This is a genomic window from Pseudomonas sp. ZY71 (assembly GCF_036542145.1).
In the GTDB taxonomy this organism is placed as follows: domain Bacteria; phylum Pseudomonadota; class Gammaproteobacteria; order Pseudomonadales; family Pseudomonadaceae; genus Aquipseudomonas; species Aquipseudomonas koreensis_A.
Window position 1 is genome coordinate 591135 of record NZ_CP144274.1, and the last position, 26859, is coordinate 617993.

The 26859-nt window shown below is 56.9% G+C and carries 19 protein-coding genes; 17 read left to right on the forward strand and 2 right to left on the reverse strand.

What is annotated here, in order from left to right:
• Window positions 1-58: 58 nt before the first annotated feature.
• The gene (gene rsgA / locus VY732_RS02560) at window positions 59-1090 is read right to left on the reverse strand and encodes a small ribosomal subunit biogenesis GTPase RsgA (protein WP_331693719.1); all 1032 of its coding nucleotides are present in this window, start codon (window positions 1088-1090) and stop codon (window positions 59-61) included.
• Between the two features lie 107 nt (window positions 1091-1197).
• On the opposite strand from rsgA, the gene orn reads away from it, so the two are divergent.
• The 7 genes from orn (at window position 1198) to VY732_RS02595 (ending at window position 14073) form a co-directional block, all read left to right on the forward strand.
• Entirely contained in the window at window positions 1198-1740 is a 543-nt protein-coding gene (gene orn / locus VY732_RS02565; RefSeq protein WP_077570608.1) for an oligoribonuclease, read from the forward strand.
• Window positions 1741-2245: 505 nt separating this feature from the next.
• Window positions 2246-3265, forward strand: coding sequence for a hypothetical protein (locus tag VY732_RS02570; protein WP_331693720.1), 1020 nt, complete (start codon window positions 2246-2248; stop codon window positions 3263-3265).
• 249 nt (window positions 3266-3514) lie between these two features.
• The gene (locus tag VY732_RS02575) at window positions 3515-4126 is read left to right on the forward strand and encodes a trimeric intracellular cation channel family protein (protein ID WP_077570612.1); all 612 of its coding nucleotides are present in this window, start codon (window positions 3515-3517) and stop codon (window positions 4124-4126) included.
• Window positions 4127-4300: 174 nt separating this feature from the next.
• Window positions 4301-5332 (forward strand): hypothetical protein, encoded by a 1032-nt coding sequence (locus tag VY732_RS02580; protein WP_331693721.1) that lies wholly within the window; start codon window positions 4301-4303, stop codon window positions 5330-5332.
• Between the two features lie 186 nt (window positions 5333-5518).
• Entirely contained in the window at window positions 5519-7948 is a 2430-nt protein-coding gene (locus VY732_RS02585) for a hypothetical protein (protein WP_331693723.1), read from the forward strand.
• A gap of 312 nt (window positions 7949-8260) precedes the next feature.
• A complete protein-coding gene (locus VY732_RS02590; RefSeq protein ID WP_331693724.1) occupies window positions 8261-9202 on the forward strand; it encodes a hypothetical protein in 942 nt (313 codons plus the stop codon).
• Between the two features lie 98 nt (window positions 9203-9300).
• Window positions 9301-14073: an RHS repeat domain-containing protein gene (locus VY732_RS02595; protein WP_331693726.1), complete on the forward strand. Its 4773-nt coding sequence runs from the start codon at window positions 9301-9303 to the stop codon at window positions 14071-14073.
• A 15-nt stretch (window positions 14074-14088) separates the two neighbouring features.
• Here the strand turns inward: VY732_RS02595 and queG are convergent, their stop codons facing one another.
• Complete coding sequence (gene queG, locus VY732_RS02600; protein ID WP_331693727.1) at window positions 14089-15174, reverse strand: tRNA epoxyqueuosine(34) reductase QueG; 1086 nt, start codon at window positions 15172-15174, stop codon at window positions 14089-14091.
• A 63-nt stretch (window positions 15175-15237) separates the two neighbouring features.
• Here queG and VY732_RS02605 point away from each other — a divergent pair, with 63 nt between their 5' ends.
• The 10 genes from VY732_RS02605 (at window position 15238) to VY732_RS02650 (ending at window position 26816) form a co-directional block, all read left to right on the forward strand.
• Window positions 15238-16737, forward strand: a complete 1500-nt coding sequence (locus VY732_RS02605; RefSeq protein ID WP_331693728.1) for an NAD(P)H-hydrate dehydratase — start codon at window positions 15238-15240, stop codon at window positions 16735-16737.
• A complete protein-coding gene (tsaE, locus tag VY732_RS02610; RefSeq protein WP_116031930.1) occupies window positions 16725-17195 on the forward strand; it encodes a tRNA (adenosine(37)-N6)-threonylcarbamoyltransferase complex ATPase subunit type 1 TsaE in 471 nt (156 codons plus the stop codon). Before VY732_RS02605 ends, tsaE begins: the two co-directional genes overlap by 13 nt.
• A 57-nt stretch (window positions 17196-17252) precedes the next feature.
• Window positions 17253-18626: an N-acetylmuramoyl-L-alanine amidase gene (locus VY732_RS02615; protein WP_401044867.1), complete on the forward strand. Its 1374-nt coding sequence runs from the start codon at window positions 17253-17255 to the stop codon at window positions 18624-18626.
• A gap of 8 nt (window positions 18627-18634) precedes the next feature.
• Window positions 18635-20536 (forward strand): DNA mismatch repair endonuclease MutL, encoded by a 1902-nt coding sequence (gene mutL / locus VY732_RS02620; RefSeq protein ID WP_176091691.1) that lies wholly within the window; start codon window positions 18635-18637, stop codon window positions 20534-20536.
• Window positions 20536-21507, forward strand: coding sequence for a tRNA (adenosine(37)-N6)-dimethylallyltransferase MiaA (gene miaA, locus VY732_RS02625; RefSeq protein WP_331693731.1), 972 nt, complete (start codon window positions 20536-20538; stop codon window positions 21505-21507). The genes mutL and miaA overlap by 1 nt, the downstream gene beginning before the upstream one ends.
• Before the next feature lie 94 nt (window positions 21508-21601).
• On the forward strand, window positions 21602-21862 hold the full coding sequence (hfq, locus tag VY732_RS02630) for an RNA chaperone Hfq (protein WP_007902656.1): 261 nt from the start codon (window positions 21602-21604) through the stop codon (window positions 21860-21862).
• Window positions 21863-21874: 12 nt separating this feature from the next.
• Window positions 21875-23176 carry a ribosome rescue GTPase HflX gene (hflX, locus tag VY732_RS02635; protein ID WP_077570632.1) on the forward strand — a complete coding sequence of 434 codons (1302 nt, stop codon included), beginning with the start codon at window positions 21875-21877 and terminating at the stop codon, window positions 23174-23176.
• A gap of 96 nt (window positions 23177-23272) precedes the next feature.
• Entirely contained in the window at window positions 23273-24445 is a 1173-nt protein-coding gene (gene hflK, locus VY732_RS02640; protein WP_077570634.1) for an FtsH protease activity modulator HflK, read from the forward strand.
• The gene (gene hflC / locus VY732_RS02645) at window positions 24445-25314 is read left to right on the forward strand and encodes a protease modulator HflC (protein ID WP_077570635.1); all 870 of its coding nucleotides are present in this window, start codon (window positions 24445-24447) and stop codon (window positions 25312-25314) included. Before hflK ends, hflC begins: the two co-directional genes overlap by 1 nt.
• A gap of 314 nt (window positions 25315-25628) precedes the next feature.
• Window positions 25629-26816 carry an ATP phosphoribosyltransferase regulatory subunit gene (locus VY732_RS02650; RefSeq protein WP_331693748.1) on the forward strand — a complete coding sequence of 396 codons (1188 nt, stop codon included), beginning with the start codon at window positions 25629-25631 and terminating at the stop codon, window positions 26814-26816.
• The last annotated feature ends 43 nt before the right edge of the window (window positions 26817-26859 follow it).

Below are 26859 nucleotides of genomic sequence, written 5' to 3' on the forward strand. Positions count from 1 at the left end.
TGTCAGTCGCGGTCCGACATCCGGCAGCCCTCGGGCGAGGTGCTGCCGGTGCAGATGTTTAGTAGCCGTTTTCCGGCAGGCTAGCGATGATCGAGCGGTAGCTGTTCATCCGCTGCTGCTGCACGCGGCCATCTTCCAGCGCCTTGAGCAGTGCACAACCCGGTTCACGGTCGTGCTTGCAGTCGCGGAAGCGGCAGGTGCCAAGCAGGTCATTGAGCTCGATGAAACCTGCCTCGACGTCAGCGCGGCTGACGTGGCCCAGGCCGAATTCACGGATACCCGGGGAGTCGATCAGTTCGCCGCCGCCGGGGAAGTGGAACAGGCGCGCGGTGGTCGTCGTGTGCGTGCCCTGGCCCGACAGCTCGGACAACGGCCCGACGCGGGTTTCAACCTCAGGCAGCAGGCTGTTGACCAGCGACGACTTACCGACGCCGGACTGGCCGACGAACACGCTGATACGGCCGTCGAGCTGCTGTTGCAATTGTTCCATGCCGTTGCCGTGGTGCGCCGACACTTCCAGTACCGGATAGCCGAGGGTGCGATAAACCGCCAGCAGGGCATTGAGCGCCGGGGCGTTCTGCTCGTCGATCAGGTCGAACTTGTTCAGCAGCAGCAGCGGACGGATGCCGGCGTGTTCGGCAGCAACCAGATAACGGTCGATCAGGTTGGCGTGAGGCTCGGGCAGCGGTGCGAAGACGATGACGATCATGTCGACGTTGGCGGCTACCGGTTTGAGCTGGCCACGGCTGTCCGGGCGGCACAGTTCGGTGGTACGCGGCAGTTGCGCGACGATCACACCAATGCCCTGATTGCCGGCACGCCAGACGACGGTGTCGCCGGTTACCAGCGCGGGCAGGTTGGCGCGCAAGTGGCAGCGGAAGACCTGGCCGGCCTGATCACCGTCAACAGCTTCGACCTCGACCTGTACACCGAAGTGGGCGATCACCAGACCGGTTTGTTCCGGGCCCAGATCGCCGCCCTCAAGGGCTTCGACAGCCGAGGACTCGCGTTTGGCGGCGCGTGCGGCGCGCTCGCCCTGAATCTTTTCGATGCGCCAGTTTTGACGACGATTGAGTTGGCGTTTGGCCATGGGTGTTCCGTCTGAAGAATGCAGCGATTAGGTAAAACGGCCGCGAGTTTAGCACGCCCGGCCACCGGCCTAGGCTAAACTGCGCAGCATTGCCTAGGAGCCGAAATATGCCAAACCCGCAGAACCTGATCTGGATCGACCTGGAAATGACCGGTCTGGATCCGGAAAACGACGTCATCATCGAGATGGCCACCATCGTCACCGACAGTGATCTCAACACGTTGGCCGAAGGCCCGGTGATCGCCATTCACCACAGTGACGAAGTGCTCGCCCGCATGGACGAGTGGAACACTCGCACCCACGGTAACTCCGGCCTGACCCAGCGCGTGCGCGACAGCCGCATCAGCATGGCCGAGGCAGAAGCCGAAACCATCGCCTTCCTGGAAAAATGGGTACCGAAGGGCAAATCGCCGATCTGCGGCAACAGCATCTGCCAGGATCGCCGCTTCCTTTATACGCACATGAAGTCGCTGGAAAGCTATTTCCACTACCGCAACCTCGACGTCTCCACGCTCAAGGAACTGGCCGCGCGCTGGGCGCCGGACGTGCGCGACAGCTTCAAGAAGGGCAGCACGCACCTGGCGCTGGACGATATCCGCGAATCGATCGCCGAGTTGCAGCACTACCGCAAGCATTTCATCAAGTTCTAAGGTGTTTGTGCAGGAGTTGCCGCCGACCGGGATTTTTTTTGCGCTTGTTGTGCATTCGCAAATATTCAAGATCGCAGTCCGTGGCAGCTCCTCAATTGAAACGTGCGGCACACGCTCTGTCGTGCCAGTGCGAAATGATGTAGCGGTATTTGCGCTGACCGCTGCATCTCGTGCGACATCTGTGCAATGACCTCCCGCTGACCTTTCGAAACGAAGTCATACAAACTCTATCGTTGCACCCCTCTCATTTATATATTGTGCCTTTGGCTAATATTTCGAGCGGCCACGCCAGGCTGTGTTTGATCTTGCTTGTTTATTGTCATGCCCGGTAAAGCAATGCGTTGGCGAGTTTGATTTTAATAGGATTTCTCTTCAGAACTAAAATTGTGAATAATTGTTTTATTTACACTTTTGCGTGAGAGGTTTTTCTGGACGCATGTTTTACTGTCGCTCCATACTTCGAATCTTGGAGGGTTCGGGTTTATGCCTATCAAGGAAGAAGTTTATGAGTGAAGAACATATTGCGTCACAGGATCAATCCCATGAAGCAGGCGCGGCAGAAAGTATCGGTAGTATTGCCGTAAAGTTTGACGCGGGTGCATCCAGTCGAAATAAACTGCTATACGCCAATGGGCGCATGCAGGTTAAGGTGCAGGTTGTAGTGACTGGTGTGGATCGCAATGGTGATGTCGTTGCTGTTTCCGACGAGGTCATGGAGAGTATTCGTCTTATTCACTACGATAGCGGCAAAACCTTGCGCAATGGTTGGCGAGCCAGCACGGAACAGGGCCGTTTCACCCTGGCGGTAGCGCACTCCACCACGGTTGTGGAGGATGATGGAGACGAGGATCTTTCCGGCCAGCGCCGGGTACGAGCGTTCTGGGTATCCAGCGAAAATGTTGAAACCGTCCAGATCGGTGCTTCTATAAAACTCGATAACACAGTCATCCGCAGTAATGGAACAACTCTGTCGAGCAGGCACGACAGCAGTATTAGTATTGAAGCCATCCTGCCGGTAACCTATGCGATTGAGCAGTTTCGTTGGGAGAACGTCTGGTATGAGGGCGGGTTTAAAAATCAGCGTATTTACAAATACTATCTCGGCTTATATCCCAATGCACAACAAGTGAAGTTGGTGGAGTGGATTGCTGAGGGTTCTGATGACAGCGTTGTATTCGCCTTCGGTAATAAAGTCGATGGATGGAAAGCAGCGTTTCAGGCAGGCGTTCTGATCCATCCGGACCTGCACACGTTTAACCTGTCGTTACCGTTTATCGAGGCTTCCGGTGTGGTGCCAGAGGCCATTAGGTATATTTATCATGAAAAGGACTATGAGGTTGAAGTCAATGATCGCATCGGAGAACTGACGGTTGTCCAGGCACTGTCCCCAGGCGTACGAAATCAACCGCCCGTCGACAGATCGGAAATTTTCCGTTTCACTGCTCTGGATCAGTTTGGAACTAAACATGAACTGGCTATCCGCACTAACTTTAAAGAGCGAAGCTTTAGGCTGGAGCGAGGCTGATATTTCATTTTTTCTACAATACAAAGAGACAAATTGCCTTTAAGCATTTGTACAAGAAACCTCGGAGTTGCAGATTGTAGTGGTTACTCTGGATGCAGTTTACCGATTCGACGTGACGCTGGTGGTGACTCCGGCTATCCATTCCTTGATCAATGACGGCGGTTTCAAATTGACGCGATGTTAGCGTCTTCTCTGTTGGTGCCGGCGCGTAGTGGCTAAACTGCGCGCCTCACTGCCAGGATCGCCACCATGTTGCTGATGCTCTATCTGATCGCCATTACCGCCGAAGCCATGACTGGCGCCCTCTCTGCCGGGCGGCGCGGCATGGACTGGTTTGGCGTAGTGCTGATCGCCTGCGTGACAGCTTTGGGCGGTGGTTCGGTGCGCGACGTGCTGCTCGGCCATTATCCGCTGACCTGGGTTAAACATCCGGAATACCTGGTGCTGACCTCGGCCGCAGCAATGTTCACGGTGTTCACCGCGCGCTGGATGCGCCACTTGCGCTCGCTGTTTCTGGTGCTCGACGCCGTCGGCCTGGTGGCGTTCACCCTGATTGGCTGCATGACCGCCCTGGAAATGGGCCACGGCATGCTGGTGGCGTCGGTCAGCGGTGTGATCACCGGGGTATTCGGCGGCATCTTGCGTGATATTTTCTGCAACGACATTCCGCTGATTTTTCGGCGCGAACTTTATGCGAGTGTCTCGTTCGCTGCGGCGTGGTGCTACATGCTGTGTCTTTATCTGAATGTGCCAAGCGAGCAAGCCATTCTGATCACTCTGTTCGGCGGTTTTTTGTTACGCCTGCTGGCCATTCGATTTCATTGGGAAATGCCCAAGTTTGTTTATAACGATGAGCATTGATACTTGTTGCAGGAAGATAGTGGTTTGCCGGATAAGCCTGTAAGCCGCTAAAGATATTGCAAGTGTATGTTTTTTACATTTTTCGCTTTGCTGTTTATTTGAAAGTTCTGTAGTTTTTTTGTTGGCACATTTTTGATGTCAATATTTAAATATAACTCTTCAAAGGAATAGATCATGAGCGAAAGCATGGACGCTACACCCGATCAGCAAACCAGTCTGCCCGTTCTTGCAGGCCTTTCCAGTATGAAGGTCAAGTTTGATGCCAGCGACAGTACTCGTAGCAAATCGCTGTTCGGTAACGGCCGGATGCAGCTGAAAGTGCAAGTTCTGGTGTCCGGGGTAGACGCCAATGGCAACGCCATTCACGTACCGGCAGATGTAATGGAAAGTATCGAACTGATTCATTACAACACTGGCAAGACGTTACGCGATGGCTGGGCCGCGAGCACCGTGCAAGGGCGTTTTACCGTTGAGGCACGACCTTCACAGACTGCCGGCGAGGTTCACGACGATGATCTGGAAAATGACAGCGTCCATCCTCAGGTTCGCACGTTCTGGGTATCCTCATCGAGCGCTGGTACGACGCAGATCGGCGCACGCTTGTCGCTGAACGGGGTGAGGATTATCACTAACGGAACAACGATTTCCAGTGTTCATGACAGCAGTGTAACGCTCGAAGCACAAACACCTGCGACCTATGCGGTTGAACAATTCCGTTGGTATCAGGCCCGGCGCGGCAATGAACAGCCCGGCAATCGTATCTGGAACTATTATCTGGGGCTGTATCCACAGGGGCAGCAGATCAAACTGGTCGATTGGCTCGTAGATGGAGCTGACGCAGGCGTTGATCAGCCCTTTGTGGGCGGTAACAAACTTCACGAATCTAAAACCAATTATATGCTGGCCACTCTTGTTCGACCCGAGAGAAGAGAGCTGGATGTGTACTTGCCGTTTAACGGAAATTCGATCGCGTACGTTTTTCCTGATGCCATAACAAGGGAAAGCAAACGTTATTCTGTAAGGGTCAATGATCGCGATGGAGAACTGACCGTCGTGCAGGCCCTGTCCGAGTACTCGGAAAATTTGCCGAAATCCAGACACGACGATGTCCTTCACTTGCGCGCCATTGACCAACATGGCACGGAACATAAGCTGGCGATTCGCGCGAACTTCTATGAACGTAATTTATATCTGGAGCGCGGCTAAGTAACACGTTCACTGACGCAGTTTCGGTGGATGTAGTAGATATATATGCCTTTTGCTATAGCAACTAGCGATAAGCTGTGGTGTTCACTTATCAGGTAATCGCGCTCGAAGCGCTTTTACTTATATCGAGTGTTGGCCCTTCAGTTACGCAGGGCCAACACAACCACATCTCAAGGATGATTCGTCATGACTGGCAAACCGCCAAAGGTCAAGCCTGCACCTGCCCCAACCAAAATCCGCGATTTCAGTGTCGAGGGCACTCATCGCCCACCTTCCGCTGCTTCAGCAATGCCCCAACCGCCTAAACCGCATCGCCTGGAACCCTTGCATCCGTCCTTCGAGCCTGAATCGGTCGCAGTGACACCAGCGATCAGGGTGAGTGTGAACCCGAGGTCTTCCGCAATCGGCGAGTTCGCGAAGCATGCCGCGAAGTCCTCACTGGCAGATTACTGGATACCCACACCCAAAAGCTTCGGCGAGATCAATGCGCAAGGCATTTGGGTAGTGCAGCAGCGTCAGTATGTCGCCGTAGCCGATGACCAGATCGTGCAAGTGGTGCTGGACGCCAAGAGTGGCCTGTTTCGCGCGACGCTGGCCAGTGAACTCAACCCCTCCGGCCCGCTATTGAAGCCGGACCGCGAGGGCCGATTCTGGGTCCCGCTGGACAGCGATGTTGCCAGCTTCACTGATTCGATATCAGTACAAACCGCACAGCTTTTTCGCCGGGTGGGCCGTTCCGTAACGCAGTTTTCCGACTCCATGGTGGATCACATGCTGGCAGTGAGCGGGGTCAATGAATCAGTGCTGCGCGATGTACTCATTAATGATCGCCCTGTGCCTTTTTTACTGGAGGACACCATCAGGCGATTCGAACTTGATCAGAATATTCAAATGCAGGGACTCGGGGGCGCACCTGATCGGTTTACGCGGTTCAAGGATCTGGACGATGCATTCGAATCCGATTGCGATGAAAACACTTTGCGGATGCGTCGGATATTTCCAGATCTACCGAAAACGGCTGCGCTGGCGATATGGCGCAATACGAGCGCTGCCGAGCGTTTGCATATGCACAACCAGTTAGGCATGCCTCAGCAAGTGGCGAAAGAGGCACTGGTGGCGCTGCGAGACATTCGCCTGGCAAGGGCCGTGGAAGGCATTTATTTGGAGGCGATAGCCAACCCGGACAGTGACCGGTTAGTGCTGTATATGATCGGGGATCTCGTCGATTGGCCGCAGCATATTCGTATCGAGATTCGCCTTGGCGCGATTGACGCAGACGTCTTTGCGGCTATCGGCGATGCCCGGTCCTCGGATTGTCACCTGCTGATTCGTCAGGATGATGCCTATACCGTTGCAAGCAGCGGCCCGCAGTCACTACGAGGGGCGCACAATCTGTATACGACAGTCTGGTCCCTGTTGTCGCCGGTACAGCGTCAAGCGCTCGGTATTTCTGACGACGGCGGCCGGTCGCTGCAAAAAGTAATCCGCTCTCAGCCTTCACCATCGCGCCAAGCGGTTAGCGAAGTGCTGCACTTCGCACCACTGCCACTCACAGTCGAGGCTGCTACAACGCAAGGCCGCCAAGCGGGACTTTTACGCGGCGGAGCCGACGTCAACCCTGAATCGACAAAGTCTTTCGAAAGTCGCGTACGTGATCTTTACCCAGAGATTTCGGACGAGGACGTGGCTGCGTTTATTGACAAGCGCTTACAGCACGATCCCTCTGGAGTTCTCAGGCGTCTGGAAAATGAATTCTCCACGCTGCGCCACGAGTTGGAAATTTGGCGCGTTGAAGTGCCTCCACATCCAACAGAGGGAGTCGAATGGAGTGCCGAGGCATCTGCTGAGCAATTACAGTCGCGTCAGACGTTCAGCGAAAAATTGCAGTTGGCTTGGCAGCAAAAGATGCTTTCAGCAGAAGACGCAGGAGATGAAAGTTTCAGTTCGTTTATCGATTTCACCGACGAGTTGCCGCAATTAAGCGCCAGATTCCAGCACGTGACGGAGCTGGTGCTGGAGGCGCGCAATCCAAGCGTGAAATTGGGCAGATTTCTCGACAGTTTCCCCAACCTGAGTTATTTGGTTCTTGAAAAGGTGCGCATGGATGGATTCGCTCCGGGCATTTTCCAGATGCGTGACTTGCAACATCTGATCTTGAAAGACTGTTCACTTCAACTGTCTGAAATCGATGCGGAGGGGCTTTCGAGAATTGAAACGCTGACACTGTTAAGGCTTGACGTGAATCCGTTGGGTGTCGTTCCTCATGTGGGATTCATGCGTCAGATGAAAGAGTTGTACCTGGGTAACGCGGGACTGACCAGTATTCCTTCCGGCTTAGAGCGACTGAGCAGCCTCAAAATCGTAGATTTACGCGATAACCATATTGTTGATATCGGGGATGAGTTTTTTGAAGTGCCTGATACGCAAGACATGTATGTCGATCTGAGGGGTAATCCGTTAAGCCATGCGGCAATACTGCGTATCAGTGAATATCTGCAAAACGCTAGCATGGACAGCGAAATCGTTATCAGGGCTCAGGAACAGGTGTTTGATGAGGTTTACGAACTTTCCGAGTTTTCTGATAGTGGCGTGGAATCTGATAGCGATGGAGATTGAGCTTTTTTATGTAGTAATTTTCGCCTGGTAACAATGTTAATAATGGGGTCCACTTCATATTTCGTTTTTCATACGATTTCATGCAGTGGGCTTTTTTGTATGCGAAGGTTTTATAGTTGGTGCGTCACGTGGCGCGTGATTTGTTGGTCGGTGGTTGAATTGTTTCGATTGTTGTGTTGTTTGAATTGTCTTTTTAAATCATAACATGGGGAAATAAAGCGCTGCTTTTATTTGTGCTTGGTGCGTGTATCAATATACCGAGTCGAGCGCGTTGCAGCGCTTCTGGATAAGATGGTTTGTTAGGGGTTTTATATGTCTGAGCAAGTTTTGAGTATTCAGCGATTTGAAGTAAAGTTTGATGCTTCTACGATTCGTCATAAGGCTCTTTATGCCAACGGCCGTATGCAAGTCAGGGTGTTGGTGCTGGTTTCGGGAGAAAATTCGCAGGCTGAGGAAGTATCGCTCTATGGGCATCCGGCCCTTCAGACACTGAAGTTGATCAGCTATGACACCTCTGCACCGCTGACTGGGAACTGGAGTGTCGGAACCCAGGAGAACCGCTACGCCCACGATATGTCGGGTGGTGCGGCCCGCATTGTGCCGTTAATACCCGCGCCGGATAACCGGATATCCGATCCTTCGGAAAGTGTGCAGATTTTCGAGTTTTGGGTTACCAGCAGTCGTCCAGGCTCGATTCAAGTTGCAGCTGAAATTACATTGCAAGGCGTGAGGTATCGAAGCAATGGCCGCAATGGCTATGACAGCAGTATCACGCTGGAAGCAGTCGCCCCCAAGCATTATCCAATCGCAAATTTCGTGGTGAAAAAGACCCGGGTTCTAGAGCTGCCCAGTCTTTTTGAACAGACCGAATTGCACAGTATCGCTTTGCATGCGGAAGGTCGGCAGATCAATCTGCTGGATTGGACGAGTTTCGACATCAAATATGACGACGAGTTTGCATCCGAGTTCTTCTCATCGGGTAATGCCCTCGATGTATCGCCAGGACTGAGAAGTTATGTTGCGTTCATTGGGCCGATTTATGGTGCGCAAGTCACCGCGCGCACTTCACAAGGATTCCGTTCCGTGACGCAGGATCCGGGGACGATTTCGATACTAAGTCATTTGACGCAAGAGTATCCGAACAAGCCTGAGCGCAAAGCTCAACTGGATTTGCAGGTTTTTGATGAATACGGTACCGAGCATCGAATTCGTATCAATCCCGATGTCGCTAATCGATCGTACATATTAAGTTGACAGATGTTTTCCGGGTTTTGCTCTGGCTTGGTTAGTGCGCTGTGAAGTAAGCGGGACGCTTGCTTTTGTTCTTTTTTGAAAATGACAGGAAGTTATCCATGGATAGTCAATCTATTGAGTCTGTGCGGTCCAATGCATTCAATTTCGGTGGTTTTGTGGCGGGTGGAGTTGATCCCCGCACAGGTATATACACCTTGGCTTTGACCCTCGGCGCCATTCGCTCTAGCGATCTAAACGGTCCGTCATTCAATCTTGCTCTGGGCTTCAACCCTCTTAATACGCGTAATGCCGGCTATGGTACAGGGTGGTCGCTGGCGATCAGTCGTTATGACTTGCGCAGCAAGGTCATGACACTGGCCAGCGGTGAGACGTATAAAGCATCTGAAACACCCAAGGCTCTTTTCTTCAAGGAGATGAAACTGGAGGGCGCCAGGGTTCTGAAAACGGGTGTCGGGAAGTACGTGGTTCATTACAAAGATGGCCGGCGAGAAGAGCTTGAGGTTTTTGGCGCCACCCAGATCGCTGTGCCCGCGAGAATTATCGCTGCGAACGGTGCAAGCATCGCTTTGAAGTATGCCTTGTTCAATGAGCAACCCAGGCTCGTTGAAATAAGGGATGCCAAAAGAGTTTTGCTCAATGTCAGCCGTACGGCTGGCAAGCTTACATTGACCCAGAACCCTGACTCGCTGGAAAGTGCAGAATTCTCGATGAGGTTCAATAATGATCGTGTCAGCGCAATCGCCTTGCCGATAGGCGGTGGTTGGGATCTGCAGTACGAAATCATCGACGGCATCAGCTATGTGAAACGTGTGGAATCGCCACTCGGGACCGTGGAAATCATTCGCTATAAACACGCAGGTCACTTACTCCCTGGGGGAGAGCAAAGTCTGCCGTACGTGATAGCTCATGATATTTTCGCCAAGCAAGCACAGCAAAAGATAGTCAAGACTTACACCTATTCGGACCGGAACTACCTGGGCCATGGCGTGGAGACGAACAGCAAGGATGACGTTGACTTACTCTACCGTGCACAGGGGAAATATCAGTACAGCTCCACCGAACAGTTGATTGTGGGGGGGAAGGTTCATACTCGCATCGAACGCACCTACAACAAATTTCATTTATTGGTCGCTGAAGTGACCCAATGCGGCGATGCGATAACTTCGGCTTCTACCGAATATCACTGTGACGTCACCAAGCCATTTACTGAGCAGGTCGCGCAGTTCAGGATGCCCAAGTCGCATATCCTCAGCTACGAAAACAGCACGACCAAAAAGAAGCGCACCGAGATATCAACCACTGAGTTCGACTCTGCCGGCAACCTTGTCAGGCAAGTGGGAGCCAATGGAGTAATCACGCAGTTTGAATACTACCCAGACGCCGACTCAAACGATTGTCCGAAAGATCCTTTGAGCTTCGTCCGCTTTCTGAAGCAGAAAACCGTGATACCAGCGGCTGGGGGTGGTGCATCTACCGTTACTCGCTATCGATATGCTCTACATCCCGCCCTTGAAGGCGCGACGCACGCCAATGTCGTGCCCATCCAGGAGAGCTTTTCCGAACTGGCTGGCGCAAGTGAGACCCTTCATTCTCAAGTTGACCTGACTTATCTCAATACACCCAAGGATCCTGCCAGGCACGGCTTGTTGCTACAGCAGTGCGTGACCCGTAATGCCAAGCAGACTCGCATCGAGTACTCCTATGTGCTCGACGATACCAAACTGGAGCTGAAGAAGACCGTGCACGGTTTTGACGGCACAACCAGTTCAAGCCAGCAAATACTCTCGACTTTGAGCGGACTGGTAGTTTCCGAGCAAGATGCTGACGATCGCGTGATCGAGCACGAATACGACAAGCTTGGCCGCCGTCTGCGCAAGACGCTTGCACCCGGTACGGCGTACGCCTCCTCTACTCATTGGAGTTATCAGGCGGCCAAAGATAACAAGCCTGCGCTGATGATCACGACAGACCCGTCAGGTGGTATGCAAATAGCCAAATACGATGGGCTCGGCCGCATCATGGCGATTCAGGAAAAGGATTGCGACAACCCGGATCCGCAGGGCAACTGCCCGATGCGCACGGTATACAGCACCTTTCATGACCAGTCCGGACGGCCTGCGCAGGTTATTCATAGCGACTGGTGGGAAGGCCTTCCGCGAGAGGTCAAGACGGATTTTTCTTACGACAATTGGGGGCAGGTCACTGAGACACGCCACGGCGACGGGCGAATCGAGTACAGCGTGTTCGACCCGATCAACCGCCAGCAGCAAAACTGGCAGGAGGGCATGGGCAAGACGGTTACCGCCGTCAATGCTTTCGGTAAGCCGGACAGCGTCGAGCTGTTTGATCTCAAGGACCAAAGCCTGGGCAAAACCGTTTATGAATATGACGGCTTGGGTCGAACCCTCAGTCAGACCGATCCGGCCGGTAACACGACCCGCTACGAATATGATGTGTTCGACCGCATGGTTCGCAGTGTTCTGCCGGACGGCAATGCTGTGGAAACCACGTTTGCGGCCCATAGCACTGATGAGCTGCCCGTGGAAATTAGAGTGGCGGGTTTGCCATTGGGGCAACAGAGGTTCGATGGTTTGAACCGTGTGACTGAGATCTCAGTGGGGGGACGCAAGTCGCTCGCCAGTTACGAGGCCGGTCGCAGCCTGCCCAAGTCCTCCACAGATGCCTCGGGTCAGAAGATCGAGTTCGTCCATGCACCAGAGCTGGGCGGATTATTGACTGAGCGCAAAGCCGTGATCGAGGGGGAAGAGGATGGATTGACCACCCGACTCACCTACGATGTCCTGAACGCAAAAACCAAGAGTTGCATCGAGCAAGGGCGTGAGCGTCACTTCGAGTATTTTCCGTCCGGTCGTCTGAAGTCGGAAACTACCCGTTATGGCGAGCAACGCAAGACAGTTTCCCATACCTATTCTTTCGCCGGTCTGCCTCTGACATACATGGATGTGCTAGGTACAAAGCATCAGACCGAGTACGACAACTGGGGACGTAGAACTTCATTCAAGCAAGGCGCGCTACTGGCTGGTTATTTCTATGACAAGCGCGGCCTGCTGGAGAAGATCGAAACGCGCGACAGTGAGACCAAAACCCTGATGACGACGCGCCTTGCTTACGACGATATAGGGCGTGAAACAACCCGAAGTTTTGAAGTCAACGGTTTGCCCACCCAGACTTTGAGCTCCAGCTACAGCGTGGCCGGCAAACTGGCGCAGAAGGTTTTGAAGCGCGGCGCTTTGGTGCTGCGCGATGAGCGTTTCACTTACGACGTGCGCGGTCGCCTCAAACAGTACGATTGCGATGGCAGCCAGCGGCCACGGGATCCCTACGGCAAGGAGATCGTCCAGCAACTATTTAGCTTTGACGCGCTGGACAACATCCTGACGCTGCAAACCACCTTTCCCCAAGGCGTCAACCTAACGACCTTCAGTTACAGCGAAACAGATCCGGCGCAGCTCATTGGAGTGACACACTCCCATACGGATTATCCCGCGCCGGTCACGCTGGAATACGACGAAAACGGCCGGATGATCAAGGATGATCAGGCGCGTATGCTGGCTTATGACGCCTTCGGTCGGTTGGCCCAGGTGAGCAACGCACGAGGCGAAGTGGTTCGGGGTTTCCATTACGACGGCTTTGACCGAATCGTCGAGCTGTCGCAACCGCGCATGCGGGATGTGCAGCGCTACTATCAGCACTCGGCCGTCAGCAGCGAAATCCGTGGCCACGATTCGCGCAGTGTCGTGCGCAACGGCGAATTGATACTGGGGCAACAACAATTCGGGGCTAACGCCGGCAGCCAGATCTTCGGGGCGGATCAACAGCAAACTGTGCTCAGCCGGTTGCGTGAGGAGCAATGGGAAGACAATGCCTACAGCCCTTATGGGCATTGTCCTGCCGAAGGTGGGTTGTTCAGTCTCGCGGGTTTCAACGGCGAGCAACAGGATGCAATCACAGGTCTGTACCTGCTCGGCAACGGCTACCGAGCCTACAGCCCGACCCTGATGCGGTTCACCAGCCCCGACAGCATGAGTCCCTTCGGTGCGGGTGGTTTGAATGCCTACGCCTACTGTCTTGGCGATCCGGTCAATCGCATTGACCCTACGGGACATATTTCCTGGCAGTCGATTGCGGGGATTGCGCTGGGGTTTATCGGGGTTGTCGCCAGTATTGTGACCCTGGGCGCTGCCACACCATTAGCCCTGTTGGCCATGGGGTTGGGCGTCGCTTCCGGCGTGACTGCCATTGGCAGCGAGATCGCCTATGCGTATGACCCGCAATCGCGGGTAGGCGAAGTACTCGGCTGGGTAAGCATGGGCTTGGGTATTGCGTCGGCTGCTGCGGGTGCACTGGCGGTTCGGCAGGCTGTCGCGCAAACACTGAAGCCGCGCTCGTATCTTGTGAAACTGGCTGACGAGCCGCCGGGCAGGATCGTGGAAAAGGAATACGCGACGTTCGGCATGCCGTTCAAAAAGGAATATGCCAAGTCAGGCAAGGCGAGAGGTGCTGCCGCTCAGGCGGAGCCGCCAGCAAACTGGACAGTGATTGAGGATTTCGCCGGACACAATTACCTTGATGAGGGGGTGCGGGGCAAAAAGCAGTTTCAGAAGTATCTTGAGTACAAGGCAGAGATTGTTAACCACAATACTCATCCCCGAGAGGCAGCCAAGGTTTTCCCCACGGGCCTGTACGAGAACTATCCCAACTACAAAAGCTTCAAGCCTACTGGCGAGCACAAGGACTTCATGCATGCACACATGCGTGTGACCCATGAACACCGTACTTTTTTCCTGGTGAATGACAACACCAAGCAAATCATCATCAAGCAAATCGGCACTCACGATCCACAGTGGTGATTTGCAGGGTAAGCATCAGTGGCCTGGGTATGGATCAGTGTGAGCCGAGTGCTGACGCAACGCCCACTCCACATGCTCCCTGACCAACTCTGACGGATAATCCCGTCGCGCCTTCAACGCTTCCAGCACCGGAATCGTTGAAGGCGCGTTGCCCAGCCCCACCGCCAGATTCCGCAACCAGCGCTCATACCCCGCACGCCGCAACGGCGAACCTTCGGTGCTGCTCAAGAACTTCTCTTCATCCCACAAAAACAGCTCGGCCAGTTCGGCATTGTCGAGATTGTGCCGCGGCTTGAAATCGCTTTCCCCGGAAGGCTTGGCGAAACGGTTCCACGGGCAGACGATCTGGCAGTCATCACAGCCGAACACGCGATTGCCGATCAGCGGACGCAAGTCTTCAGGGATGGCGCTTTTCAATTCGATGGTCAGATAGGAAATGCAACGTCGCGCGTCCAGCACATACGGGCCGACGAAGGCGTTGGTCGGGCAGATATCGAGGCATGCGGTGCAGCGGCCGCAGTGCTCGGTGCTGTGCGGTTCATCCACCGGCAACGGCAGGTCGACGAACAGTTCGCTGAGAAAGAAATAACTGCCAGCCTTGCGATTCAGTACCAGAGTGTTTTTGCCGATCCAGCCCAGCCCGGCCTGTTCGGCGATGGCTTTTTCCAGCACCGGGGCGCTGTCGACAAACGCACGGAAACCGAACGGTCCGATCTGCGCCTGAATCTTGTCAGCCAATTGCTGCACACGTTTACGGATCAATTTGTGGTAATCGCGGCCCAAGGCATAACGCGACACGTAGGCTTTTTCCGGTTGCGCGAGCATTTGCGCCATTTGTGTGTCGCCGGGCAGGTAGTCCATGCGCAGCGAAACCACGCGCAACGTGCCCGGCACCAGCTCTTCGGGGTGCGAGCGTTTGCTGCCATGGGCGCCCATGTAGTCCATTTCGCCGTGGTAGCCGGCCTCGAGCCAGCGCGCGAGGTGCTGCTCATGCTCGGCCAGATCCAGGCCACTGATGCCGACTTGCTGAAAGCCCAGCTCGCGGCCCCAATCCTTGATCGATTGGGCGAGGGCGGGCAGGTCTGTGGTGATGGCGGACATGAGGCGAGAGAAACCGGAGCTGAGGTGCGTATAATTCTGCCAGACAACGGAGCCCGAAGACGCATGCCGCACACGAAAGATCAATTACCCGACGCGCTGTATGGCGCCGCACAGGTGCGCGAACTCGATGCACGGCTGATTGCCGCCGGTACGCCGGGCTTCGAATTGATGCAGCGCGCCGCGCATGCGACGTGGCGCGCGCTGGTTCGGCAATGGCCTTCGGCGACTGAACTGACGGTGCTGGCCGGGCATGGCAACAACGCCGGTGACGGTTATCTGGTCGCGGCCATGGCGCAGCGAGCCGGTTGGCGGGTGCGGGTGTTGGCGGTCGGCGATCCGCAGCGTTTGCAAGGCGATGCCGCGCTGGCCCATGCCGAGGCATTGGTTGAAGGTGTTGCGGTGCAGGGCTGGCAGGCTGAAAGCGAATTGCGCGGGGTCATTCTCGATGCATTGCTCGGCACGGGGCTGAGTGGGGATGTGCGCGAGCCTTACGTGTCGGCGATCAAAGCAATCAACGCCAGCGGTTTGCCGGTGATAGCCGTTGATATCCCTTCAGGTCTGAGCGCCGACTCCGGGCATGTTCTGGGCGCCGCTGTGCAGGCTGATCTTACGGTGACCTTTATCGGGCTGAAAATCGGCCTGTTCACCGGCGACGCGGCGGATCATGTCGGCCAATTGGTATTCAACGATTTGCACGCCAGCGCCGACATCTATCGTGACATTCCTGTCATCGCCCAAGGGCTCAACACGGCTAATCTTCCGAGGTTGGCGGCGCGCGCACCGACTTCGCACAAGGGCCGTTTTGGCCATGTGCTGCTGATCGGTGGCGATCACGGGTTTGGCGGAGCGATCCTGCTCAGCACCGAAACGACCTTGCGCAGTGGCGCGGGGATGGTGTCGCTGGCGACTCGTCCTGAACATATCCCCGCAGCGCTGAGTCGAGTGCCGGAAGCCATGGCGCTCGGCGCGTCTTCTGCCAATCAGTTGATGGGTTTGCTGGAGAAGGTTTCTGTGCTGGTGGTCGGCCCGGGACTGGGGCAGGCCAGTTGGGGCCGCGCACTGTTGTCGGCGGCCGCCAACGCAGCACTGCCACAAGTATGGGACGCCGACGCATTGAACCTGCTGGCCAGCGGTTTCGTTGAGTTGCCCAAGGATTGCGTGATCACCCCGCATCCGGGCGAAGCCGCGCGTTTGCTGGGAATCAGCACCGCACAAGTGCAAGCGGATCGTCCGGCGGCAGCGTTGGCATTGAGCAAAAAATATACAGCGGTTGTGGTGTTGAAAGGCGCCGGCAGCCTGATCGCGCATACCGATGGACGCCTGGCGCTGTGTCATCAAGGTCATCCCGCCATGGCCACAGCCGGGTTGGGTGATGTGCTGGCCGGTTTGATCGGTGCGCTGCTGGCGCAAGGCATGGACGCCTTCGATGCCGCCTGCCTGGCCGTCTGGCTGCACGCCAATGCCGGTAGGCAACAAGGAAAATTCGGCCGTGGGCTGGCGGCCAGTGATCTGATTCCAGCCATTCGTCAGTTGTTGGAGGAGCAAGCACCGTGTCTGAAGTAACCCTGTACCTGGCCGATGAACAGGCCATGAGCGACTTTGGCGCACGGATCGCCCGCGTGACCCAGGGTCATGGCCTGATTTTTCTCGAAGGCAACCTGGGCATGGGCAAAACCACCCTGTCGCGGGGCATCATTCGTGGCTTGGGCCACGTTGGTTCGGTAAAAAGTCCGACCTTCACTTTGGTCGAACCTTACGAAATCGGTGACATCCGCGCCTTCCACTTCGACCTGTATCGCCTGGTCGATCCGGAAGAGCTGGAGTTTCTCGGCATCCGCGACTACTTCGAAGACGACGCGATGTGCCTGATCGAATGGCCCGATAAAGGTGCAGGCTTTTTGCCAAAGCCTGACCTGACCATTACCATTAGCCCGCAAGACAGCGGGCGTTCGCTGAAAATTTTATCCCAGGGCTCGCGTGGCGAGGCCTGGTGTGCCGCTTTGGCATTGGAATCCAATTAAATGATGGGGTTAGGTATGCGCTTTCGCGCGTTGGTGGCTGCCGCTGGACTGTTGTTGATGGCAGTAACCGTCAACGCTGTGGCCGATTCGAAGGTCAACAGCGTGCGCCTGTGGCGGGCGCCGGACAACACGCGACTGGTCTTCGACCTGAGCGGCCCGGTGCAGCACAGCGTCTTCACCCTGACCTCGCCGGACCGGCTGGTGATTGACATCAACGGCGCCACCCTCGGCGCACCGCTGAATGTGCAGACCGCGAACACGCCAATCACCGCAATGCGTTCGGCCCAGCGTACGCCGACCGACCTGCGCGTGGTCATCGACCTGAAGAAGGCCGTCACGCCGAAAAGCTTCTCGCTGGCGCCGAACGCGCAGTATGGCAACCGTCTGGTGGTCGATCTGTTCGACAACCCGGCCGACGCCGCACCGCCGCCTGCGCCAACGCCGCAGGTGGCCACCGTGCCAGCGGTGCCGGTAACCCCGACCGAACCTGCGATCAAGCTGCCGCCAGCTCCGGCCGGCAAGCGCGACATTATTGTCGTGATCGACGCCGGCCACGGTGGCGAAGACCCGGGTGCGTCCGGCTCGCGCGGTCAGCGTGAAAAAGACGTGGTACTGCAGATCGCCCGCGAGTTGCAGCGTCAGGTCAACGGCATGAAAGGCTTCCGCGCCGAATTGACCCGTACCGGCGACTACTTCATCCCGTTGCGCGGCCGTACCGAGATCGCCCGCAAGAAGGGCGCCGACCTGTTCGTCTCGATTCACGCCGACGCCGCGCCTTCTGCGGCCGCCTTCGGCGCTTCGGTGTTTGCCCTGTCTGATCGCGGCGCAACTTCCGAGACCGCGCGTTGGCTGGCCGACAGCGAAAACCGTTCCGACTTGATCGGTGGTGCCGGCAACGTCAGCCTCGACGACAAGGACCGCATGCTCGCCGGCGTACTGCTCGACCTGTCGATGACCGCCTCGCTGACCTCCAGTCTCAACGTCGGCCAGAAAGTCCTGACCAACATCGGTCGCGTCACGCCACTGCACAAACAGCGTGTGGAGCAGGCCGGGTTCATGGTGCTGAAATCGCCGGACATCCCATCGATCCTGGTCGAAACCGGCTTCATCTCCAACGCCAACGAAGCGAACAAGCTCTCGGCATCGAGCCACCAGCAAGCGCTGGCGCGTTCGATCAGCAGCGGCGTGCGTCAATTCTTCCAGCAGAACCCGCCACCGGGCACCTACATCGCCTGGTTGCGTGATTCCGGCAAGATCGCCCAAGGCCCGCGCGACCATCGCGTTGGCCCGGGCGAAACGCTGGCAATGATCGGTGTGCGCTATCAGGTGTCGCCGGCCACGTTGCGCGCGGCCAACAACCTGAAAAGCGATGAGTTGAAAGTCGGTCAGCACCTGACCATTCCAGGCACCGAACTGGCGTCCAAAGAATGAACGAAGTGCTGAACGCCGCTGCCCGCATCGAACTGCTCAGCCCACGGCTGGCGAACCAGATCGCCGCGGGTGAAGTGGTTGAACGCCCGGCCTCGGTAATCAAGGAATTGCTGGAAAACAGCCTCGACTCCGGCGCCAAGCGCATTGATGTCGACGTCGAGCAGGGTGGCGTCAAGCTGCTGCGTGTGCGCGACGATGGCAGCGGCATCTCTGCCGATGACCTGCCGCTGGCACTGGCCCGTCACGCCACCAGCAAGATCCGCAACCTCGAAGACCTTGAACAGGTGATGAGCCTCGGTTTCCGTGGTGAAGCACTGGCGTCGATCAGCTCCGTGGCACGCCTGACCCTGACCTCGCGCACGCGCGATGCAGACCAAGCGTGGCAGGTGGAAACCGAAGGCCGCGACATGGCGCCTCGGGTGCAACCGGCAGCGCATCCGGTCGGTACTTCGGTGGAAGTTCGCGACCTGTTCTTCAACACCCCGGCGCGGCGCAAATTCCTCAAGACCGAAAAGACCGAATTCGATCACCTGCAAGAAGTGATCAAACGTCTGGCGCTGGCGCGTTTCGACGTGGCGTTTCATCTGCGCCACAACGGCAAGACCATCCTCAGCCTGCACGAGGCCCACGATGATGCGGCCCGCGCCCGGCGTGTGGCGGCGATTTGCGGCTCGGGTTTCCTCGAACAGGCGCTGCCGATCGAGATCGAGCGCAACGGCTTGCACTTGTGGGGTTGGGTCGGTTTGCCGACGTTCAACCGTAGCCAGGCGGATTTGCAGTATTTCTTTGTGAACGGCCGGGCGGTGCGCGACAAATTGGTGGCCCACGCGGTACGTCAGGCTTATCGCGACGTGCTGTTCAATGGTCGCCACCCGACCTTCGCACTGTTTTTCGAGGTTGATCCGGCGGCGGTCGACGTCAATGTGCACCCGACCAAACACGAAGTGCGCTTCCGCGACGGGCGCATGGTGCATGACTTCCTTTACGGCACCTTGCACCGCGCGTTGGGCGATGTGCGTCCGGAAGATCAGCTTGCCGGTTCCGTGACCACAGCCGTCGTGCGGCCGACAGGACTTGATGCCGGTGAGTTCGGCCCGCAGGGTGAAATGCGTCTGGCGGCCAATGCGCTGCTGGAGCAACCGCAGGCGCAACCGGCGTTCAATACGTCGTCCGGTGCCAGCGCTGGCGGGGCTTATCAGTATCAATACACGCCGCGCCCGCAATCGGCGGTGCCGCCGGTTGCCGAGGCTCAAGCGGCGTATCGCGAGTTTTTCGCGCCGCTGCCTGAGGCCAATGCCAACGCACTGCCGGCCGGTCGGGAAGATATTCCTCCGCTGGGTTATGCCTTGGCGCAGTTGAAAGGTATCTACATTCTTTCCGAAAACGCCCAAGGGCTGGTGCTGGTGGACATGCACGCTGCTCACGAGCGGATCATGTACGAACGCCTGAAAATCGCCATGGCCAGCGAGGGTCTGAGCGGTCAGCCGTTATTGGTGCCGGAATCCTTGGCCGTTAGCCAGCGCGAGGCCGATTGCGCTGAAGAGCACGCGGCATGGTTCCAGCGTCTGGGGTTCGAGTTGCAGCGTCTGGGCCCGGAAACCCTGGCGATCCGCCAAATCCCGGCGTTGTTGAAACAGGCCGAAGCCAACCGTCTGGTCGGCGATGTCCTGTCGGACTTGATGGAGTACGGCACCAGCGACCGGATTCAGGCGCACCTCAACGAACTGCTCGGCACCATGGCCTGTCACGGCGCGATTCGCGCCAACCGGCGCCTGGCCCTGCCGGAAATGAACGGCCTGCTGCGTGACATGGAAAACACCGAGCGCAGCGGTCAATGCAACCATGGCCGACCGACCTGGACCCAACTGGGCCTGGACGATCTGGACAAACTGTTCTTGCGCGGTCGTTGATGAGCCAGCTTCCTCCAGCGATTTTCCTGATGGGCCCGACCGCTGCGGGCAAGACCGATCTGGCCATCGAGCTGACCAAGGTACTGCCGTGCGAGTTGATCAGTGTCGATTCGGCGCTGGTCTATCGCGGAATGGACATTGGCACGGCCAAGCCTTCGAAAGAACTGCTTGCCGAATATCCGCACCGTTTGATCGATATTCTCGATCCGGCTGAGGCTTATTCGGCTGCGGATTTCCGTCGCGATGCCCTGCAAGCCATGGCCGAGATCACCGCGCGCGGAAAAATTCCGCTGCTGGTCGGCGGCACAATGCTCTATTACAAGGCTTTGGTCGAAGGCCTGGCAGACATGCCGGCCGCCGATCCTGACGTCCGCGCGCAGATCGAAGAAGAGGCTGCACGCCTTGGCTGGCAAGCCCTGCACGACCAATTGGCGATCATTGACCCGGTGTCAGCGGCGCGGATTCACCCGAACGATCCGCAGCGCCTGAGTCGCGCGCTGGAAGTTTATCGAGTCAGCGGTCAGAGCATGACAGAGCTGCGCCAGCAACAATCTGCGCAAAGTACTGAAGCAGCCGCTTCGGAGCTGCAACAATTGCCCTATACTGTCGCGAACTTGGCCATTGCCCCGGCGAATCGTCAGGTACTGCACGAGCGCATTAAACAAAGATTCACAAATATGTTGGAACAGGGGTTCATCGACGAGGTCGTAGCCCTGCGTAAAAGAAGTGACCTGCATTCAGGGTTGCCGTCTATACGTGCGGTAGGCTACCGCCAAGTCTGGGACTACCTGGATGGCAAGCTGACGTTAGCCGAAATGCAGGAGCGCGGCATCATCGCCACGCGCCAGTTGGCCAAACGCCAGTTCACCTGGCTGCGCAGCTGGGAAGATCTACACTGGCTGGACAGTCTTGATTGCGACAATCTGCCACGCGCCTTGAAATACCTTGGGACCATCTCCATATTGAGCTGAGTCCTTGCAATTGCCGTCTATCCTTGGGGGTGTGACGGCCAAAGCCATCTGAATTACCTATTTTTATTATTGAATCCTTAAAGGAGTGCGGCACATGTCAAAAGGGCATTCGCTACAAGACCCTTACTTGAATACTTTACGTAAAGAGAAAGTTGGGGTTTCCATCTATCTGGTCAACGGTATCAAACTGCAAGGCACGATCGAGTCGTTCGACCAGTTCGTGATCCTGCTGAAAAACACCGTAAGCCAGATGGTTTACAAACACGCTATCTCGACAGTAGTGCCGGTTCGTCCAATTCGTCTGCCTAGCGCAACCGAATCCGAAGCAGGTGACGCTGAGCCAGGTAACGCCTGATAGGAGTCTCCTTTGTTCTTTGAGCGCCACGGTGGTGGTGAGCGAGTGATCCTCGTTCACTTGGATGGACAGGACCCTGAGGCGCGCGAAGATCCGCAGGAGTTTCAGGAATTGGCTAATTCGGCCGGCGCCGAGACCGTTGCGTTTTTTAACGTGCCGCGTCATCGGCCAACCGCCAAATATCTGATCGGCAGCGGCAAGGTCGAGGAACTGCGCGACCTGGTCAAGGCTGAAGAAGCCGATCTGGTGATTTTCAATCACATCCTCACGCCCAGTCAGGAACGTAACCTCGAACGTGTTTTCGAGTGTCGCGTGATCGACCGTACGGGTCTGATTCTCGATATTTTTGCCCAGCGCGCCCGCACCCATGAAGGCAAGCTCCAGGTTGAACTGGCCCAGCTTGACCACATGAGCACGCGGCTGGTTCGCGGCTGGACTCACCTTGAGCGTCAGGGTGGCGGTATCGGCATGCGCGGTCCGGGTGAAACCCAGCTGGAAACCGACCGCCGTTTGCTGCGGGTCCGCCTGCGCCAGATCAAGGGCCGGCTGGAGAAGGTGCGCAGCCAGCGCGAGCAATCGCGACGCGGCCGTTCCCGTGCGGATATTCCGACCGTGTCCCTGGTGGGATATACCAACGCCGGTAAGTCCACACTCTTCAACAACGTGACGAAATCCGACGTCTACGCGGCCGACCAATTGTTCGCCACGCTGGACCCGACCTTGCGCCGTCTCGACATTGACGACCTGGGGCCGATCGTTCTGGCGGACACGGTGGGCTTCATTCGTCACTTGCCGCACAAGCTGGTCGAAGCATTTCGGTCTACCCTCGAAGAGTCGAGCAATTCCGATCTGCTGTTGCACGTGATCGATGCGGCTGAACCGGATCGCATGTTGCAGATCGAGCAGGTGATGGTGGTGCTGGGCGAGATTGGTGCCCAGGACTTGCCGATCCTCGAGGTCTATAACAAACTCGATTTGCTTGAAGGCGTAGAGCCACAAATCCAGCGCGACGAAAACGGCAAGCCGCAGCGGGTCTGGCTGTCGGCGCGTGATGGCAGTGGTCTGGAATTGCTTGAGCAAGCCATCGCTGAATTACTTGGCAGTGATTTGTTTATCGGTACCTTGCGCTTGCCGCAACGATTCGCGCGACTGCGTGCGCAGTTTTTCGAACTCGGTGCGGTGCAGAAAGAAGAGCATGACGAAGAAGGCATCAGTCTGCTGGCCGTTCGTTTGCCCCGTGTCGAGTTGAATCGACTGGTAAGCCGCGAAGGATTGCAGCCGATGGAGTTCATCGAGCAACACACTTTGCAATAAAAGCCTGACAAAGCGGTTGTGCCGCAACGGCAGGCATTCTGTAGCATTGGTCGGCGCGCCGTGGGTGCGTCTTTGCTTTATCAGATGGAGAGCGCTATGGCTTGGAATGAGCCGGGTGGCAACTCGAATAATCAGGATCCTTGGGGTGGCAAGCGCCGCAATAACGGCGACCGCAAGGGCCCACCGGATCTCGACGAGGCCTTCCGAAAGCTGCAGGAAAGCCTGAACGGGTTGTTCGGTGGTGGTAAGAAACGTGGTGATGACGGCGGTGGTTCGGGCAAGAGCAGTGGCGGCTTCGGCGGTCTGCTCGGCATCGGCCTCGTCGTGCTGGCGGCTGTCTGGCTGTACAGCGCGGTCTACGTGGTGGACGAGCAGGAGCAGGCCGTGGTGCTGCGCTTCGGCAAGTATTACGAGACTGTCGGCCCGGGCCTGAACATCTACTTCCCGCCGATCGACAAGAAGTACATGGAAAACGTCACGCGTGAGCGTGCCTACACCAAGCAGGGCCAGATGCTGACCGAAGACGAGAACATCGTCGAAGTGCCGCTGACCGTGCAGTACAAGATCAGCAACCTGCAGGACTTCGTGCTGAACGTCGATCAGCCGGAAATCAGCCTGCAGCATGCGACCGACAGTGCTCTGCGCCACGTGGTGGGTTCCACCGCCATGGACCAGGTGCTGACCGAAGGTCGTGAATTGATGGCCAGCGAAATCAAGGAGCGTCTGCAACGTTTCCTCGATACCTATCGCACCGGTATCACCGTCACTCAGGTCAACGTACAGAGCGCAGCGGCACCGCGTGAAGTGCAGGAAGCCTTCGATGACGTGATTCGCGCCCGTGAAGACGAGCAGCGTTCGCGCAACCAGGCTGAAACCTACGCCAACGGCGTCGTGCCGGAAGCCCGTGGTCAGGCCCAGCGCCTCCTTGAGGATGCCAACGGTTATCGTGACGAAACGGTTTCGCGCGCCAAGGGTGAGGCTGATCGCTTTACCAAACTGGTTGCCGAGTACCGCAAGGCACCTGAAGTTACCCGCCAGCGTCTGTACCTGGACACCATGCAGGAAGTCTTCAGCAACACCAGCAAGGTACTCGTGACCGGCAACAAAAACGGCCAGAGCAACCTGCTTTACCTGCCGTTGGACAAAATGATTCAGAACAGCTCGGGCAGCAATGCACCGGTTACCGGTTCGGCTGCTGCCAGCAACAACACGGACGCCACGCCGCATGTCACTGACCTGCCGCAGTCGCGCACAAGGGAGACCCGCTGATGAGCAATAAATCGCTGATCGCCCTTATTGTTGGCGTCGTTGTCGTGCTGGTGGGCTGGAACTGCTTCTACATCGTCGCTCAGACCGAGCGTGCGGTACTGCTGCAATTCGGTCGTGTGGTTCAGGCGGATGTTCAGCCAGGTCTGCATGTGAAAGTGCCTTACGTTAACCAGGTGCGTAAATTCGACGCGCGTCTGATGACGCTGGATGCACCGACACAGCGTTTCCTGACCCTGGAAAAGAAAGCCGTGATGGTCGACGCTTATGCCAAGTGGCGCGTGAAAGATGCCGAGCGCTTCTACACCGCAACTTCCGGCCTCAAGCAAATCGCCGACGAGCGTCTGTCCCGTCGTCTGGAATCCGGTCTGCGTGACCAGTTCGGCAAGCGCACCCTGCACGAAGTGGTGTCGGGTGAGCGTGACGCGTTGATGGCTGACATCACCGCATCGCTGAACAAAATGGCGGAAAAAGAGCTGGGTATCGAAGTGGTCGATGTCCGGGTCAAGACCATCGATCTGCCGAAAGAAGTAAACCGCAGCGTGTTCGAACGTATGAGCACCGAGCGTGAGCGTGAAGCTCGCGAGCACCGCGCCAAGGGTAACGAGCTGGCGGAAGGCATTCGTGCCGACGCCGATCGTCAGCGTCGCGTGTTGCTGGCTGAAGCCTATCGTGAATCCGAAGAGATTCGCGGTGACGGCGACGCCCAGGCCGCTGCGATCTACTCGAAGGCCTACGGTCAGGATCAGGAGTTCTACAGTTTCTACCGTAGCCTGCGCGCCTACCGTGAAAGCTTCGCGAACAAATCCGACGTATTGGTCCTCGACCCAAGCAGCGACTTTTTCCATTACCTGGAAAAAGCCAAGCCTTGATACGCCGTTGACCTGAATCATTCCGCCCGGCGGCTAAAACCTCGGGCGGGGTGATCCTTTGGGAAAACGTGTGTATGATGCGGCAGCCGGGAAATTCCCGGCTTTTTTGCGTCTGCACGTTTGATTGCTGTTTTTTGTTGCAGGCATCGGGTTGAATGGCCCGAGAGTATTTCGAGGAAAGTGATGGGCGAAGCCGCTAAACAGGCCTTTCGCCGCGTCGTTCATGCGCGTGCGTTTTGAACGGTTCAGTCATTTTCTGCTTCACTCAAGGCTCGCCCGCAGGCTGGCCGCCCGGATCAAAGGGGAATGGCGTAATGGCAACGGTAGACCGCTGGCTGCTGCCAGATGGCATCGAAGAAGTACTGCCACCGGAAGCGGCGCGCATTGAAGTCGCGCGTCGTCAGGTGTTGGATCTGTTCCAGAGCTGGGGTTACGAGTTTGTCGTGACTCCCCATATCGAGTACCTGGAATCCCTGCTGACCGGCGCGGGCCAGGACCTGGATCTGCGTACCTTCAAGGTCATCGACCCGCAATCGGGTCGGCAGATGGGTTTCCGTGCCGACATCACGCCGCAAGTGGCGCGCATCGATGCGCATACCCTGCGTCGCGAGGGCCCGAGCCGTCTGTGCTACGCCGGCAGCGTGCTGCATGCCCAGCCGCGAGCACTGTCGTCCTCGCGCAGCCCGATCCAGTTGGGTGCCGAGTTGTACGGCGACGCCAGCCCGAGCAGCGACGTTGAAGTGATCAGTCTGATGTTGGCCATGCTGCACCTGGCCGACGTGCCGGATGTGCACATGGACCTTGGTCATGTCGGTATCTATCGTGGTCTGGCGCGTGCCGCCGGTCTGTCCGGTGAAGTCGAGCAGCAGTTGTTTGATGCATTGCAACGCAAGGCCATCGACGAGGTCATTACCTTGACCGAAGGCTTGCCGGCCGACCTGTCCGGCATGCTGCGCGCGCTGGTTGATCTGTGCGGCGGCCGTGAAGTGCTGAGCGCTGCCCGCGAGCGTCTGGCCAATGCGCCGGCGCCAGTTCTGGCGGCACTGGAAGATTTGCTGGCGATCGCCGAGCGTCTGTCGGCGCGCTTCCCGGAGCTGCCTTTGTACTTCGATCTGGGCGAGCTGCGTGGCTACCACTACCACACCGGTGTGGTGTTCGCGGTGTTCGTGCCGGGCGTTGGCCAGTCCATCGCTCAGGGCGGTCGTTACGACGACATCGGTGCCGACTTCGGTCGCGCCCGTCCAGCGACAGGCTTTTCCACCGATTTGAAAACCCTGGTGACCCTGGGGCGTGCTGAGATCGAGCTACCGTCTGGCGGTATCTGGATGCCTGACAGTACGGATGCGGCACTCTGGCAGCAGGTTTGCCAGTTGCGCAGTGAGGGTCAGCGTGTCGTTCAGGCGTTGCCTGGGCAACCTTTGGCCGCCGCCCGTGATGCGGACTGCGACCGGCAATTGATTCAGCAGAACGGGCTTTGGCAAGTATCGCCACTGGCTTCTTGAGTTTTCCTGCCGGCCATCGCCGGCACCAAGTTTGCGCGAATGA